Consider the following 16,346-nt stretch of genomic DNA (forward strand, 5'->3'; position numbering starts at 1 on the left):
CGCCAAATGCTCATGACCTCATGCGCTCATACCAGCGAATCGTCATAACCGCCGCTGTCGTCCAGATCGAAGTTGCTCAGGTCTGCCAGATCGCTGCTGGAGCCGAAGTCACTGCTGTCATTACCGCTGTCACTACCGCTGGCATTGCTGGCCAGGTCTGATTTGCGCTCGCCATCGCTGCCGTAGTAATTGTTGACCGTGGTGTTCTCGATGTTTTCCACAGGAGCGCTCAGGCCGTTCTGGCGCGCCAAGCCGGCCCCGCTATTGCCATTGAACATGTGCTCGATGCCCTGGTACAGGAAAGCACCACCGGCCACGCCGGCCGCCGTGGCGGCGACACTGCCCAGCACGCTGCCCATGCCGCCCCCGAAGAAGCCTGAAGACGGCGCCGGTGCCGGCGCTGCCTGGTAGGCCGGCGCTGGCGCAGGTGACGCATAGGCCGGTGCCGGTGCGGGCGCCGCTGCATAAGCCGGAGGATAGGCCGGTGCCGGCGCCGCCTGCGGACGGGCGCCAGACGGTGCATGCCCCCAGGCATTGCCATCCAGAAAACCCGGTTCACGGGCGCCACCGGCCTGCAGCGCCTGTACCTGGGCCTGCAGCGCACTGACCTGGGCCTTGCTGGCATTGAGCGCCTGCTCCATCAGCAGCGCCCGCTGCACCAGCAGATAGGCCGCGTCCGGCTGCTGCGCGACCGCCTGGGCGATCATCGCATCGGCCTGGGCATCCTTGGTGATGCCCCGTACCTGGGTCAATTGTTGGAGAAAATCCTGAAGGGCTTGGGTTTCTTGCGGATTCATCATGGCGGGCTCCTGCCGTTACGGTAATGACGACAAATGTAGACACAGCGACCCACATTCAACCCATGGACGAACGGGATCGCCGACAAATGGATTATGCGCGCCTTCCTCTCGAAGAGATGTGTCGACAATCAACGAGATGGAAACAGCTTGTAACAGACAGCCGACAAGACTTCGCTCAAAGCCGACGTACGCACAAAAAACCCGAATGTTGAAATTTTAGGTAATATCCCCCTCCCCGCACCCGTTCCGGCGGCCACAAGCCCGGAGCGGGCGGAGGCAGGCGCGTGGAGCCGGTCACCGGTTCCCGCACCCATTATCCGAGCCGACGAGAACGCAGCACCCTGCGCGATCGGCCCGCCGCATTCAGACCAGGAAACCAGAACAGCGAACGCGAGCCGCCTGCATCCGGCCCTCGCTTCCTCAAGACCGTTAATCCCTCATCAAGATCATGACCCAACAAATTTCCGCCGCCGAGCAACTCCTGCGTGACGCCGCCCGCGAATACCATCGCACCCCGTCGCGCGGCAAGATCGAAGTCCGCCCCACCAAGCCGCTGTCCAACCAGCGCGACCTGTCGCTGGCCTATTCGCCGGGCGTGGCCTATCCCTGCCTGGATATCGAAGCCGATCCGCTGAAAGCCTTCGACTACACCTCGCGCGGCAACCTGGTGGCCGTGGTCTCCAACGGCACCGCCGTGCTGGGCCTGGGCAACATCGGTCCGCTGGCGTCCAAGCCGGTGATGGAAGGCAAGGGTTGCCTGTTCAAGAAGTTTGCCGGCGTGGACGTGTTCGACATCGAACTGGCCGAGACCGACCCGGACAAGCTGGTCGAGATCATCGCCTCGCTGGAGCCCACCCTGGGCGGCATCAACCTGGAAGACATCAAGGCCCCCGAGTGCTTCTACATCGAGCAGAAGCTGTCGGCCCGCATGAACATCCCGGTCTTCCACGATGACCAGCACGGCACCGCCATCATCTCCTCGGCAGCCCTGCTGAACGGCCTGGAACTGGTCGGCAAGGACATCGGTAGCGTCAAGATCGCCGTCTCCGGCGCCGGTGCAGCCGCGATTGCCTGCGTGGAAGTGATGATCGGCCTGGGTGTGAAGCGCGAGAACGTCTTCATGGTCGACAGCAAGGGCGTCATCTATGAAGGCCGCCCCGGTGGCCTGGACGCCTCCAAGCAACGCTACGCCATCAAGACCGAAGCGCGCACCCTGGCCGACGTGGTCAATGGCGCCGACGTCTTCCTGGGCTGCTCGGCCCCGGGCGTGCTGACCGCCGAGATGGTCAAGACCATGGCCGACAAGCCCATCATCCTGGCCCTGGCCAACCCGGAACCGGAAATCCGCCCCGAACTGGCCAAGTCGGTGCGCCCGGACTGCATCATCGCCACCGGCCGTTCGGACTATCCGAACCAGGTCAACAACGTGCTGTGCTTCCCCTACATCTTCCGTGGCGCGCTGGACTGCGGCGCCACCAAGATCACCGAAGCCATGAAGCTGGCCTGCGTGCGCGAGATCGCCGACCTGGCCAAGGCCGAGACCAGCGCCGAAGTCAGCGCCGCCTATCCCGGCAAGGAGCTGGTGTTCGGTGCCGACTACCTGATCCCGACCCCCTTCGATTCGCGCCTGATCCTCAAGATCGCCCCGGCCGTGGCCAAGGCTGCCGCCGAGTCCGGCGTGGCGACCCGTCCCATCAAGGACTACGCCGCCTACCGCGAAGAGCTGACCCGCTTCATCTACCAGACCGGCATGTTCATGCAGCCCGTCTTCAACACCGCCAAGGTGGCCGCGCAGCGCGTGGTCTATGCCGACGGTGAAGACGAGCGCGTCCTGCGCGCAGTACAGTTCGTGGCCGACGAAGGCCTGGCCGCACCCATCCTGGTCGGCCGTGCGGACGCCATCGAAGCCGGCATCAAGAAGGCTGGTCTGCGCCTGAAGATCGGCCAGAACGTACAAGTCATCAACCCCGCCAGCGATGCCCGCGTGGCCGCCTACGCCGCGCAATACCAGGGCGGCAGCGAAGCCGACGTGCGTGCCAGCGGCAGCCTGCTGGCCGCGCTGATGGTCAAGGCCGGCGACGCCGATGCCATGCTGTGCGGCCTGGACGGCAACTACGACGGCCACCTGGCGCATGTGGAAAAGGTCATCGGCCTGAAGGACGGCGCCCAGGAATTCGCGGCATTGAACGCCGTGCTGCTGCCGGACCAGACCCTCTTCATCACCGACACCTACGTCAACGACACCCCGGACGCCGAGCAACTGGCGCGCATCGCCAAGGCCGCCGCCGAGGAAGTGGCGCGTTTCGGCGTGCCGCCCAAGGTAGCCTTCCTGTCGCACTCCAACCATGGCAGCTCCTCGCGCCCGTCGGCCCGCAAGATGGCGCAGGCGCATGAAGCCTTCAGGAAGCTGGCCCCGGAAGTGGAATCGGCCGGTGAACTGCACGGCGACGCCGCCCTGTCGGAAAAGATCCGCAACAACGTCGGCCTGGCCGACAGCGGTCTCACCGGCGCGGCCAACGTGCTGGTCTGCCCCAACCTGGATGCCGCCAACATCCTCTTCAACGTGTTGAAGACCAGCAGCGGCCAGGGCACCACCATCGGCCCCATCCTGCTGGGTGCGGCCGCCCCGGTGCATGTGCTGACCCCGTCGAGCACGGTGCGTCGCGTCATCAACATGACCGCGCTGGCAGCGGCCAAGGCACAGGACGGCAAGTCCAAGGCCTGAGCCAGGCCCTAAGCAAGCAGCCAGAAAAGACCGGGTTCGCCCGGTCTTTTTTTTCGTCCCTCGCCAGCCAATGCCGCGACCGACGGGAACGGGCTGCAAATCGATATCAAATCGCGCATTGCCCGAAAGAATAATTTCATTGGATGGAAGGCTTGCCGCTGATTACTATCATTGGCGATTCAGCCATGCGACCATCGAACAAGCAAACGCCGGCAGTACAGGGAAGCCGGCGGCAAGAAGAGAGACAGGATGGGCAGGAAGCAGACGCTTCGTGACGGCATGACAGCATGACATCACCAGCACTTCATTGCTCGCCGCGACCGCCCATCCGGGCCGGCCGCCGCTCCTGACTTCTCGCGCCCGCACGCCCGCACGCCAAACGGGCGGCTCCGCATCGATCGCATCGCCTGGGTCCGATACCAACAACGATAGCAATCGAACGCGAGGAAGACATGATCTGGTTCTACAACCTCAACATCGCCAGGAAGCTGGCCCTGTCCTTTGCCGTGGTGATCGCACTGACCCTGCTGCAGGGCCTGTTCGCCATCAAGGAGCTCAAGCAGGTCAACAACGCTTCCGGCGAGATCGTCACCAAGTGGATGCCGACCATGGATGCCGCGCGCGAGCTGCAGGGTTCGCTGCCGCCGCTGCGCCTGACCGAACTGGAACTGGTCACCGCCGTCACCCCGCAGGAGCGCGCCGCCGCCAACCAGGCCATCAAGACGCGCCTGGAGGCCCTGGCCAAGCAACGCGCCGTCTTCGAACAACGTATGTCCGAGCCGCAGGAAAAGGAGCAGTACGCCCAGTTCGGCAAGAACCTGGCCGCTTACATCAAGGTCGATGAGCAACTGGCCGAGATGGCGGCCAACCAGCAATACGACGAGACCCGCGTCCTCTTCAAGGGTGAATCTGCGCGGCTGTATGGCGCCATGGTCGGTAATCTGGACGCCATCGTGAAGATCAACGCCAGCGGCAGCGCCCGGGCCGACGAAGAAGCCACCGGTGTATTCCGTGGCGCCCAGCGCTGGATCGGCGGGCTCTTGCTGGCGACCGTGGCGATCGGTTCGTTGCTGGCCTTCGTGGTGGCCGCCAATGTGGCGCGTCCACTCAAGGAAGCGGTGGAGATCGCCCAGCGCGTGGCGCGCGGTGACCTGACGCTGCGCATTCGCCCGGCCGGGCGTGACGAGACCGGTCGCCTGATGGAGGCCCTGCGCGCCATGAATGAAAGCCTGCGCGACATCGTCAACGAGGTGCGCCAAGGTACCGACACCATCGCCACCGCCTCCAACGAAATCGCCCGCGGCAACCTGGACCTGTCCAACCGCACCGAGCAGCAGGCAGGTTCGCTGGAAGAGACCGCCTCGGCCATGGAGCAGCTCACCTCCACCGTGACCCAGAACGCCGACAACGCCCGCCAGGCCAACCAGCTGGCAGCCACTGCCTCGGACATCGCCAGCCAGGGCGGCGAGGTGGTGGGCCAGGTGGTGCAGACCATGGAAGGCATCACCGAAAGCTCGCGCCGCATCGCCGACATCATCAGCGTGATCGACGGCATCGCCTTCCAGACCAACATCCTGGCCCTGAACGCAGCGGTGGAAGCAGCCCGGGCCGGCGAACAGGGCCGCGGCTTCGCGGTGGTGGCCTCGGAGGTGCGCTCACTGGCCCAGCGTTCGGCCGGAGCAGCCAAGGAGATCAAGGAACTGATCGACGATTCGGTGCAGAAGGTCAGCGCCGGCAGCGCCCTGGTGGAACGCGCCGGCAGCACCATGAACGAGGTGGTGGCCAGCGTGCGGCGCGTGACCGATGTGGTGGCCGAGATCAGCGCCGCCACCCAGGAACAGAGCGGCGGCATCAATGAAGTGAACCTGGCCATCACCCAGATGGACGAGACCACCCAGCAGAACGCCGCCCTGGTGGAACAGGCGGCAGCCGCCGCCGATTCACTCAAGGGCCAGGCCGGCAACCTCGCTGCGGTGGTGGGCAAGTTCAAGCTGGACTAGGGCCTCATCCCTACGGCAGATGGACGGGAAGCAGGCGGGAGCCAGCCTCCTGGCGGCCATCCCTGAGCACGTAATCGACTTCGCTGGCGCCGATGCCCAGGTCATTGAGTTCGCGGGCATCCATGCCCCGGATCTCAACGACTGCGGCGCCGCGTGATCTGCTGTAGTCCCCGAGTACGCGGGCAAGGACCTGGCTGACGATAGGCCACATGGACTTCTCCTTGGTTGAATGCGCACATGATCAGGCAATCCAGGCTATTGGTAAAATTGAGTTTGATGACACCTATTATCAGGAAAACTGATGCGAGAACTCAGCCTGGACCAGTTGCGTACACTGGTCACCATCGTCGATTTGGGGACTTTTTCGGCCGCTGCCAATGCGCTGCACCTGGCCCAGCCCACCATCAGCCTGCATGTCAGCGATCTTGAGGCGCGCCTGGGCGGTGCCCTGCTCATGCGTGGCAGTCGCCGCGTACAGGCCACGGCCCTGGGCGCACTGGTGATCGAACGGGCCAGGCGACTGTTACGCGACGCCGACGATCTGCTGGAGGTGGCCAGAAAACACGTGGAAGGCAAGGTGGGCCGGGTGCGACTGGGGACGTCGACGGGGGTGGTGGTCAATCTGCTGCCGCGCGTATTGCGCAAGCTGGAAAGCAGCTTTCCCGGCATCGATGTGGAGGTCAACATCCTGGGCTCGAACGAGACCATGGCGCGCCTGCAGGAAGGCACGCTCGACATCGGCCTGGTGGCCACCCCGATCCAGTCTTCCAAGGACATCCTGATCACGCACTGGCGCAGTGACCGCATGATGGCCTTCCTGCCGGCCACATGGAAATCACCGGCTGCCATCAAGCCGGGCTGGCTGGTGGACAAGCCAATGATCTTCAACGACGCGACCACGCAAATGTATCGCCTGACCATGGCCTGGTTTGCCGAGGCCGGGGAAAACCCGCGCGCGCGTATCGAACTCAACTACAACGAAGCCATGAAGAGCCTGGTCTCGGCCGGCTACGGCGCCGCCGTCCTGCCGCTGGAACAGCCCCTGGCCGCCGAGCTGGAGCGCCACAAGGATATCCGCATCGTTCCCCTCTCCCCGGTACTCAAGCGCCACATCGGCGTGGCGCATCGTGCCCTGCCCGGCCTGGACAAGGCGACGGCCAACGTGCTGGAGACGATACGGCAGTTCGAGCAGGCCTGAACCGGGGTCTCCCCTGCCAGCCCGTCTTCCGGAGGCACACACAGGCTCATTAACGAGCGTTTAATGCTGGATTCAATGAGCATTAAGCACAGCCCCGGGCGCATCTCCTATAGTCAGCACTCCTTCACGTGCAATTTTCAGGAGTTCCCCATGAGCCTGGCATCCCTGCCCACGCCCACCGCCTTGATCGACATCACCCGCATGGAGCGCAACATCGCCCGCATGCAGCAGCGCATGGATGCGCTGGGCGTGCGCTTCCGCCCCCACGTCAAGACCACCAAGTGCCAGCAGGTCGTGCAGGCGCAATTGCAGGCCGGGGCGAGCGGCATCACCGTCTCCACCCTGAAGGAGGCCGAGCAGTTCTTTGCCGCCGGCATCGGCGACATCGTCTATGCCGTAGGCATGGCGCCTACCAAGCTGGAGCAGGCGTTGGCCCTGCGTCGCCAGGGCTGCGATCTCAAGATCGTGGCCGACAGCGTGGCCTGTGCCGAGGCCATCGTGGCCTTCGGCCGGGAGCACGATGCATCGTTTGAAGTCTGGATCGAAATCGACGTCGATGGCCATCGCTCCGGCATCGCCCCGGACGATGCCGTCCTGCTGGCCGTGGGATCGATACTGCACGCAGGCGGCATGCGCCTCGGCGGGGTATTGGCCCATGCCGGCTCCAGCTACGACCATGACAACGATGCCGCCCTCATCGCCGTGGCCGAACAGGAACGCGCCGGCTGCGTACGCGCCGCCGAACGCCTGCGCGCCGCCGGCCTGCCGTGCGAGGTCGTCAGCATCGGTTCCACCCCGACCGCCCTGCGCGCCGAACAGTTGCGTGGTGTCACCGAGGTGCGGGCCGGGGTCTACGCCATGTTCGATCTGGTGATGTACAACGTAGGCGTCAATACGCTCGATGACATCGCGCTGAGCGTGCTGACCACCGTGATCGGCCACCAGCCCGAGAAAGGCTGGGCCATTGTCGATGCCGGATGGATGGCCATGAGTCGCGACCGGGGTACCCAAGGGCGCCGCCAGGATTTCGGCTATGGCCAGGTCTGCACCGAGGATGGCCAGGTGCTGCAAGGCTACCTGATGAGCGGTGCCAACCAGGAGCACGGCATCCTCTCGCGCCAGGGCAGCCCGGATAGCCAGATCGCACAGCACCTGCCGATCGGGACGCGCCTGCGCATCCTGCCCAACCACGCCTGCGCCACCGGTGCGCAGTACCCGCACTATCAGGCCATCGCCGCCGACGGCAGCGTGACGACCTGGCCGCGCTTCAACGGCTGGTAGGCGCCGCGCCGTTCAGGCCGCTGCTGAAATAGGATTGCGCCAACGCCACCCAGTAGCGCACGCCCTCTTCGATGATGTCATCGTTGAAGTCGTAGTGCGGGTGGTGCAGCGAATGGGAGCTGCGGTCCTGCGGCGCATTGCCGATCAGGACATAGGTCCCCGGCCGCTCCTCCAGCATGAAACCGAAATCCTCGGAGGTCATGTTGGCGGGGATGCCGGTGTGGATGCGCGCATCACCGAAGGTGGTGCGGATCACCCGTTCACAGAAGTCGGTCTCGGCCGGTGTATTGATGGTCGCCGGGTAGTACTGGAAGAATTCCACCTCCACCTGCGCGCCATAGGCGTCGGCCAGCGCATGACACATGCGGCGGATGTCTTCCTGCAACTTCTGCTGCAGGGTCGATGAGAGCGTGCGGATGGTGCCGCGCAGCTCGGCGCGGTCGGGAATCACGTTGTCGGTATCACCCGCATGGAACATGCACACCGAGATCACGGCCGGATCGACCGGGTCCTTGTGACGGGCGGCGATGGTCTGGCACTGCAAGACCATGGAGCAGGCCAGCGGAATCGGGTCCAGCCCGAGATGCGGCTGGGCCGCGTGCGCGCCCTTGCCGGTGATGGTGATCTTCAGGCGCGAGCCGGCGGCCATGATGGGACCGGTGCGCAGGCCGAACTGCCCGGCCGGCAGGCCTGGCCAGTTGTGCATGCCGAACACGGCCTCGGTCGGGAACTGTTCGAAGAGGCCATCCTCGATCATCTTGCGCGCCCCCGCTCCACCCTCCTCGCCCGGCTGGAACACGAAGTGCACGCTGCCCGCCAGCGTCGGCATCTGCCTCAGCACCCGGGCCGCACCCAGCAGCATGACGGTATGGCCGTCATGGCCACAGGCATGCATGACGCCGTGCGAGCAGGAAGCATGGGCGAAGTCATTGGCCTCGGTGATGGGCAGGGCGTCCAGGTCGGCGCGCAGCACGATGCCGCGCTGCGGGTCGCTGCCCGGCAGGCTGGCCACCACGCCGGTGTCACCCAGGCCACGGGTGACGGCATAGCCCAGTGACGCCAGTTCCCGCACCACCACGTCGGCGGTGCGATGTTCCTCGAAGCGCAGTTCGGGATGCGCATGCAGGTCGCGGCGCAGGCCGGCCCAGTGGGCCAGATGCGGGTGCAGGCTGTCGTGCTGATGGGGGGTGTGTTCCATGATGCGGCTCTGTCTCCGGTTCGGCAGGCAATCAGGCGTAATAGCCCAGGATCGATTTCACTTCCATGTACTCTTCCATGCCCTCGACGCCGTATTCGCGGCCGTTGCCGGACTGCTTGTAGCCGCCGAAAGGCGCCTGCGGGTCCCAGGCCGGGTAGTTCAGGTGGACCTGGCCGGACTGGATGCGGGCCGCCACGGCGCGTACCTGGTCCTTGTCGGTCCCCTGCACATGGGCGCCCAGGCCATAGACGCTGTCATTGGCGATGGCGATGGCTTCTTCCACGCTGTCGTAGGGCAGGATGGCCAGGACCGGGCCGAAGATTTCCTCCTGCGCGATCACCATGTCGGTATGCACGTCCGAGAAGATCGTGGGCCGCGCATAGTAGCCCTGCTCCAGCCCCTGCGGGCGTCCGGGACCGCCGGCCAGCAGCCGGGCACCATCCTGCAGGCCGGCCTCGATCATCTGCTGCACGCGCAGGAACTGGGCGCGATTGGCCAGCGGGCCATGGGTGGTGGCCTCCTGCCAGGGGTCGCCCACCTTCATCTGCGCCAGCGCTGCCAGCGCCAGGGCATGCACACGATCCAGCGCCACGCGGGGCACGATCAGCCGCGTCGGCGCGCTGCAGGACTGGCCCATGTTGCGCAGGGCGGCCGCCACCCCGGGCGGGATGGCGCGCTCCAGGTCGGCATCCGGCAGCACCAGGTTGGGCGATTTTCCACCCAGCTCCTGGGCCACGCGCTTGACGGTGGTCGCGGCCGCCTGCGCCACCAGCACGCCGGCACGGGTGGAGCCGGTGATGGAAATCATGTCCACCTGGGGATGCACGGACAGGGCCGCGCCGACTTCGGCGCCGGTGCCATTGACCAGGTTGAAGACCCCGGCCGGCACCCCGGCTTCATGCACGATCTCGGCGAACAGCAGCGCCGACAGCGGCGACAGTTCGCTGGGCTTGAGCACCACCGTGCAGCCGGCCGCCAGGGCCGGGCCGACCTTGGCGGTGATCTGGTAGATCGGCCAGTTCCAGGGCGTGATCAGGGCGCACACGCCGATGGGCTCGCGCACGATGGCGGTGGTGCCACGTGGGCGGATGAAGGGATAGGCGGCCAGGTTGTCGCGGGCCACGCGCAGGTGCTCGGCCGCCAGCGGCACGTGGGCGTTGCGGGCGTAGCCGATGGGCGCGCCCATTTCCAGCGTGAGCGCCTGGGCGAACAGTTCGCTGCGCTCCAGCAGCAAGGCATGCACGCGGCCCAGCAAGGCGGCGCGCTCGGCCGGCGAAGTCGCGGCCCAGGCCGGGAAGGCCCGTCGTGCGGCCTGCACCGCATGGTCCACATCGGCAGCATTGCCCAGCGCGATCTCGCCGACCGCCGCTTCGGTGGCCGGGGCGATGACGCTGGCGCATTCGCTGCCCTGCGGGCGCACCCAGGCACCATCGATATAGAAATGCGCCAGCCGGGCGGTGCGGCCCAGGTGGTCCAGCGGAAGTGAGGCAGAAGCGTGGAGGGTCATGTCGGGATGTCCTTGGGTCGGAGTGGGTCCTGCTCGCGCAACGGCGTGTTCACCGCAGCGGCGTGTTCACAACAGCGCGGTCGCCTCGACCTCGATCTGCAGACCGAAATGCAGAGCCGGTACCGGTACGACCGCGCGCGCCGGACGGGCAGCCCCGGCCCAGGCCGCATAGATCTGGTTGAACAGGGGCCAGTGCGCCACGTCGGTGAGGTAGATTCGCACCTGCAGAAGCTTGCCGATCTCGCTGCCGCCACCGATGAGGGCGGTCTCGACATTGGCCAGCACCTGCCGTGCCTGGACTTCGAAGGACGCCTCGGTGAGCTTGTGGCCGCTGGCATCGATGGGCAGTTGGCCGGAGATGAACAACATGCCGTTGCCGCTGGCGACATGGCTGTAGTGGCCGCCGGGCGTGGCCAGGCCGACCGGGTTGAGGGTGACCGGGTAGCGGTGGGGATCGGTATCGTGATTCATGAGGTCCATTGATCGAAGTGAAAAGTCAGAAAACAGATAAGAAACCGGAAAGCAAAACGCTATGCGACCGCAGTTTCCCTGGATGGACTGTAGCCAGATGGCGCTCATCCATGTTTAATATCCGTTCAATTCACCATTAAGAGGTCTTTAATGCTGCAACTCGATGACATGCAACTGCTGCGCGCCCTTGGCGCGTCGTCTTCGCTGGCCGCCGCCGCTCGCCTGCTGGATCTGACGCCGCCTGCCGTCACGGTGCGCCTGCAGCGCATCGAGGACCGCATCGGCGTGCGCGTGGCGCACCGCGCTGCGCGAGGCATCGCCCTGACCGACGAAGGCCAGCGCCTGGTGCAGGAGTCCATGGACATCCTGGAGCGCATCGAATCGCTCACCGCCAGCATCTCGCGCGAGGCCGACCGCGGCGGGTCCATTGGCGAGACCCAGATCAGCGGATCGCTGCGGGTGGTGGCCCCGTTCGGCTTCGGTCGCCGCCATGTGGCACCGCTGGTGCGCGATCTGCAGCGCAGCCACCCGCAGCTGGCAATTTCCCTGCTGCTGGCCGAGAGTCCCCTGTCGGCCGCCACCGGCGCCGATGCCGTGATCTCCATCGGGCGCGTCAAGGACTCTTCGTGGGTCGGGCATTTCCTGGCGCCCAACGAACGCTTCCTGTGCGCCGCACCGACGCTGGCACGACGCATGCAGCGCCTGAAACATCCGTCCGAACTGGCCGAGTATCCCTATGTCTGCCTGCGCGAGAACGACGACGACGTCAGTCGCCTGCGCTTCACTCCCGTGGACCGTGCCGGAGGGCGTACCGGCAAGGCCCTGACGGTCAAGCTCAAGGGCATGCTCTCGTCCAATGACGGCACCATCACCCGCGACTGGGCGCTCGACGGCGAAGGCTTCGTGGCGCGTTCCGAATGGGATTGCGCCCATCTGGTGGCCGAGGGCCGCCTTGCCCGCATCCTGCCCGGCTGGCAGCTGGAGCCGGCACCCGTCATGGCGCTGCTGCCCGGGCGCGAGGGCTTGACCACGCGCCAGCGGGTCTTCCTGGAAGCGGCCCGGCGCGCCTTCGATCCGGTTCCCTGGCGTCGCTGACAAGAGCCGCCGGGGGCCACGTCAGAAGTCCGCCACCTTGCCCCAGGACGAATCGTTGAAGCGATTCGGGTGATAGGGGCGCGGATCGACGATGGGCGTAACGCCACTGGCCAGGTCCGCGATCAGGTGCCCGGCACCCGGTCCGATGCCGAAACCGTGGCCGGAGAAACCGGCCGCCAGGATCAGCCCCGGGGTCTGCGGCAATTCGCCGATGCCTGGCACGCCGTCGGGCGTGCTATCCACGTAGCCGGCCCAGGTATGGGTGACGCGGGCCTCTGCCAGCTCGGGCAGCAGTTCGATGGCGCGGCGATGAGTGGCACGGATGGACACCGGATCGGCCGGCGCATCCAGGATGCGCATGTGTTCCATCGGCGTGGGCGCATCCAGGCGCCAGCGCGACAGGCTCTCGTGGCCACTGCGCCAGGCCTGCAGGCCACCCGGCGACAGGTTGCGCCAGCGCTTGGCGAACATCGGCAGGAATTGCGGCGAAAAGCGCAGGAACTGCAAGGTCGGATCGACCCGCGCCCGACCACTGATGGCCAGTGCATAAGAGCCGTCACTGCGCCGCGTGACCGCCACACCCGAGGTGTACAGCGCGCCCGGCAAGGGCTCGCTGGTCGGCGCCACACTCATGATGGACTGCCGCACCGAGGCCTGCGGAAAACGGATGCCCAGCTGGTGGCAGAACGATGACGCCCAGGCGCCGCCGGCCAGGATGGCGGTGCGGGTCTTGATGACGCCGGCTTCGGTGATCACGCCGGAGACGCGTCCACCTTCGGTTTCGATACCACGCGCCGCGCATTGCTGGATCACGTGGCCGCCCAGCTTCATCACCGCGCGCGCCACCGCCGGTGCCGCCTTGCCCGGATCGGCAGTGCCGTCGGTGGGCGAGAACACCCCGCCCTTCCAGGGACGTCGGGTGGCGTGGCCACGTTCGGCGGCCTGTTTGCTGTCGAGCATATAGGTGGTCACGCCGGCACTCTTGGCGAACTTGCCCCAGGTGGCCCAGCGATTGATTTCCTCGTCATCGTTGGACAGGTAGAGCAGGCCGCAGCGGGTGAAACCGGTGTCCTCGCCGCTCTCGGCGGCGAACTGCTCCCACAGGTCGATACTCTTGGTCGCCATGGGCAGCTCGCGGGCATCGCGGTTCTGCTGGCGGCACCAGCCCCAGTTGCGGCTGGACTGCTCGGCACCGATGCGCCCCTTTTCGACCACGGCCACCGAGATGCCGCGCTTGGCCAGGTAGTAGGCGGTGAAGATGCCGATGATGCCACCACCGATGATGACAACATCGGCCGCAGCAGGCGGCGTGGTCGGGCTCTGGACTTGGACGAGTGGGGGCGACATCTTACTTTTCCTCCCCGGCCGGCACGGTCTGGACCACATAGAACTTGGCCACGCGCTCGCTGCTCTCCCAGCCGATGGACGCACCCTGCGGCACGAACACGGCATCGCCCCGCTCCACCGCCACCACGCTGCCATCGGGCTCGGCGAAACGCACCCCGCCATCAAGGATGTGCATGAATTCATTGACCGGATGGGCGCGCACGATACGGTGGTAAGGGGTGGAATCCCAGGTGCCGATCTTGGCGTGGATGGAGGTTTCATCGACCACGTTGTCGCTGCGGCATTGCGGGACCGGCCCCAGCAGGATTTCCTTGGGCAGGGAATTGACCGAGGGCTTGAAGTCGGCCTCGGCCACCAGCGGGAACACGCCCGGCTGCACCGGTTGCGGGCAATCGGCGGCGCAGAACACCACCAGCGTCGGCACCGGGGCCGATACGCGCAGCGCGGCACCTGTGGTGAGCACCACACCGCTGTCGGGTTTCAGCACCAGCGGCGCGGCGCCCTCGGTCTCGACATGCAGTTCGCCCTGCACCACTACCAGGGTTTCCTGGTGCGGGAAACGGGTGATATCGATTGCAAACGCGCCATCCAGGCGCAGCCGTCCGGCGCTCATGCCGCCATTGCCCTGCCAGGCGATTTCACGCGAAGCGGCAAAGGGATCGGCCTGGCCCAGCGCGGCCGGGTGGAACGGGGTGGACAAGGGGGCGCCAGAGGCACGGTACAACACCAACGCTGCAGACATTTCTTCTCCTATGGGATGGCCAATCGACTTGGCCTTGAATTCGAATACCGGTGCCGGGATCAGACCGTCACGCCTTCCACCGGCAGCAGCGGCGCCTGTGCCTGCTGCAGGTCGGCGTCGGAGCGATGGCACAGGATCTCGCCGCCATGTTCCATGTTGCGGCGACGCGGCGGCACCACGTTGCAGACACCATCCACCCGCAACGAACAGCGCGGCAGGAAGGCACAGATCTCAGGCGACGGATCGGCCGCGCCGATGGGCGGCAGCTTGTGCTGACCGGCCCCGGCCACCTGTTCCAGCCAGCCCTGCTGCATGGCCGGTACCGACGACAGCAGGAGGTGCGAATACGGGTGGTAAGGCGGCGCCATCATCGCCTCGCGCGGGCGGTTGGCCACCATGCGACCGGCATAGAGCACCACGATGTCGTCACAGATGGCGCGCACCGTGCTGATATCGTGGCTGATGAACATGTAGGACACCTGCAGCTCGCGCCGCAGCTCGGCCAGCAATTCCAGGATGGCGGCAGCCACCACCGTATCCAGGGCCGAGGTCACCTCGTCGCACAGGATCAGGTCGGGCTTGGCGGCCAGGGCGCGGGCCAGGTTCACGCGCTGCTTCTGGCCGCCGGAGAGTTCGGCCGGCAGCCGGTCGATCACGCTGGAGGGCAGCTTGACCAGGTCCAGCAGTTCGGCCGTGCGACGCCGCATGGCATCGCCCTTGAGGCCGTGATAGAAGGCCAGCGGACGGTTGAGGATGCGGCCGATGCTGTGGGCCGGGTTGAGCGCGGTATCAGCGTTCTGGAACACGATCTGCACCCGACGGAACTGTTCGCGGGTGCGCCCCTCCAGGGTCGGCGAGAGGTTCTGTCCATCGAGCTGGATGCTGCCGCGCGCCGGGGCGATCATGCCGGCCACCGCGCGTGCCAGGGTGGTCTTGCCGGAGCCGGATTCGCCGATGATGCCCACCGTGCTGCCGCGCTGGATGGTGAGGTTGATGTCGTCCAGGATGCGCACGCCAGGCAGGCCCAGCCGGTCCGGAGCGCCGTAGCCGGCCACCAGGCCGCTGATGCGCAAGAGCGGCGCCCTGGCGTCGGCCGGCATGCTGGTCGGCAGCACTTCACGTAACTGCGCCACCCGCGTGGCCGGGGAGACGGCGGCGATCAGGCTCTGGGTATAGCTGTCGGCGGGTTCATGCAGCACCTGTCCGGTACTGCCCATTTCGCGTACGGCGCCATCGCGCAGCACGATGATGCGGTCGGCCATCTGCGCCACCACGGCCAGGTCGTGCGAGACATAGACGGCGGTGGTACCAAGTTCCTTGACCACCTTCTTGAAGGCGCGCAGCACCTCGATCTGGGTGGTCACGTCCAGGGCCGTGGTGGGTTCGTCCAGGATCACCAGTTCCGGGTCGGTGATCAGGGCCATGGCCGCCATCACGCGCTGCAGCTGGCCACCGGAGACCTGGTGCGGATAACGGTCGCCGATGCTCTCGGGTTTCGGCAATGCCAGTGCGCGGAACAGCTCGACCGCCTTGGCGCGGGCGCTGGCCTTGTCCATCACGCCATGTTGCAGGGCACTTTCGATGACCTGATCCATCAAGGTACGCGCCGGGTTGAAGGCCGCCGCCGCACTCTGGGCGATATAGGCCACATGATGGCCACGCATGGCCAGCAGCGCCTTTTCATCCATCTGGTCGATCTGGCGCTGGCCGATGCGGATCTGGCCGCCGGCGATCTGGCAACCGCTACGGGCATAGCCCAGCAGCGACAGGGCGATGGTGGTCTTGCCGGAGCCGGACTCACCGATCAGCGCCAGCACTTCGCCAGGCGCCACGGTGAAATCGACGTTCTTGACGATTTCCACCGAGCTGCCATCGTCCTTGCGGGCGGTGACCCGCAGGCCCTGCACGTCGACCAGGGGCTGACCGGTCGGGGAGGCGGGCGTGCTGCCCTTCTTGCCGAGGAAAGTATCGAACTGCTTCAC

The 16,346-nt window shown here is 66.1% G+C and carries 13 protein-coding genes; 5 read left to right on the forward strand and 8 right to left on the reverse strand.

Going from position 1 to position 16,346, the window contains the following annotated elements; translation table 11 throughout:
• Positions 1-26: 26 nt before the first annotated feature.
• On the reverse strand, positions 27-797 hold the full coding sequence (locus HFRIS_RS12740) for a DUF2076 domain-containing protein (protein WP_039875615.1): 771 nt from the start codon (positions 795-797) through the stop codon (positions 27-29).
• 451 nt (positions 798-1,248) lie between these two features.
• On the opposite strand from HFRIS_RS12740, the gene HFRIS_RS12745 reads away from it, so the two are divergent.
• Both HFRIS_RS12745 and HFRIS_RS12750 read left to right on the forward strand, forming a co-directional pair.
• Complete coding sequence (locus tag HFRIS_RS12745; RefSeq protein WP_006463778.1) at positions 1,249-3,525, forward strand: NADP-dependent malic enzyme; 2,277 nt, start codon at positions 1,249-1,251, stop codon at positions 3,523-3,525.
• Between the two features lie 452 nt (positions 3,526-3,977).
• Complete coding sequence (locus HFRIS_RS12750) at positions 3,978-5,525, forward strand: methyl-accepting chemotaxis protein (protein WP_006463779.1); 1,548 nt, start codon at positions 3,978-3,980, stop codon at positions 5,523-5,525.
• 10 nt (positions 5,526-5,535) lie between these two features.
• Here HFRIS_RS12750 and HFRIS_RS12755 read toward each other — a convergent pair whose 3' ends face one another.
• On the reverse strand, positions 5,536-5,736 hold the full coding sequence (locus HFRIS_RS12755; protein ID WP_006463780.1) for a hypothetical protein: 201 nt from the start codon (positions 5,734-5,736) through the stop codon (positions 5,536-5,538).
• Positions 5,737-5,826: 90 nt separating this feature from the next.
• Here HFRIS_RS12755 and HFRIS_RS12760 point away from each other — a divergent pair, with 90 nt between their 5' ends.
• Both HFRIS_RS12760 and HFRIS_RS12765 read left to right on the forward strand, forming a co-directional pair.
• A complete protein-coding gene (locus HFRIS_RS12760) occupies positions 5,827-6,723 on the forward strand; it encodes a LysR family transcriptional regulator (RefSeq protein WP_006463781.1) in 897 nt (298 codons plus the stop codon).
• A 150-nt stretch (positions 6,724-6,873) separates the two neighbouring features.
• Entirely contained in the window at positions 6,874-8,004 is a 1,131-nt protein-coding gene (locus tag HFRIS_RS12765; protein WP_006463782.1) for a DSD1 family PLP-dependent enzyme, read from the forward strand.
• On the opposite strand, the gene HFRIS_RS12770 is transcribed toward HFRIS_RS12765, so the two are convergent.
• The 3 genes from HFRIS_RS12770 to HFRIS_RS12780 form a co-directional block, all read right to left on the reverse strand.
• Positions 7,991-9,202, reverse strand: a complete 1,212-nt coding sequence (locus tag HFRIS_RS12770; RefSeq protein WP_006463783.1) for a M20 aminoacylase family protein — start codon at positions 9,200-9,202, stop codon at positions 7,991-7,993. The two genes, HFRIS_RS12765 and HFRIS_RS12770, sit on opposite strands and share 14 nt — an antisense overlap.
• A gap of 31 nt (positions 9,203-9,233) precedes the next feature.
• Positions 9,234-10,709, reverse strand: coding sequence for an aldehyde dehydrogenase family protein (locus HFRIS_RS12775; RefSeq protein ID WP_006463784.1), 1,476 nt, complete (start codon positions 10,707-10,709; stop codon positions 9,234-9,236).
• Positions 10,710-10,775: 66 nt separating this feature from the next.
• Positions 10,776-11,180, reverse strand: coding sequence for a RidA family protein (locus HFRIS_RS12780; RefSeq protein WP_006463785.1), 405 nt, complete (start codon positions 11,178-11,180; stop codon positions 10,776-10,778).
• Between the two features lie 150 nt (positions 11,181-11,330).
• Here HFRIS_RS12780 and HFRIS_RS12785 point away from each other — a divergent pair, with 150 nt between their 5' ends.
• Positions 11,331-12,275, forward strand: coding sequence for a LysR substrate-binding domain-containing protein (locus HFRIS_RS12785; protein ID WP_006463786.1), 945 nt, complete (start codon positions 11,331-11,333; stop codon positions 12,273-12,275).
• Positions 12,276-12,296: 21 nt separating this feature from the next.
• Here the strand turns inward: HFRIS_RS12785 and HFRIS_RS12790 are convergent, their stop codons facing one another.
• From HFRIS_RS12790 to HFRIS_RS12800, 3 genes are read right to left on the reverse strand one after another with little or no spacing between them, the layout of a single operon-like run.
• Positions 12,297-13,622: an NAD(P)/FAD-dependent oxidoreductase gene (locus tag HFRIS_RS12790; protein WP_006463787.1), complete on the reverse strand. Its 1,326-nt coding sequence runs from the start codon at positions 13,620-13,622 to the stop codon at positions 12,297-12,299.
• A 1-nt stretch (position 13,623) separates the two neighbouring features.
• Entirely contained in the window at positions 13,624-14,364 is a 741-nt protein-coding gene (locus tag HFRIS_RS12795) for a cupin domain-containing protein (protein WP_039875585.1), read from the reverse strand.
• A 59-nt stretch (positions 14,365-14,423) separates the two neighbouring features.
• Entirely contained in the window at positions 14,424-16,346 is a 1,923-nt protein-coding gene (locus tag HFRIS_RS12800; protein WP_006463789.1) for an ABC transporter ATP-binding protein, read from the reverse strand.

Origin of the sequence: Herbaspirillum frisingense GSF30 (genome assembly GCF_000300975.2) — a bacterium.
Classification (GTDB): Bacteria; Pseudomonadota; Gammaproteobacteria; order Burkholderiales; family Burkholderiaceae_D; genus Herbaspirillum; species Herbaspirillum frisingense.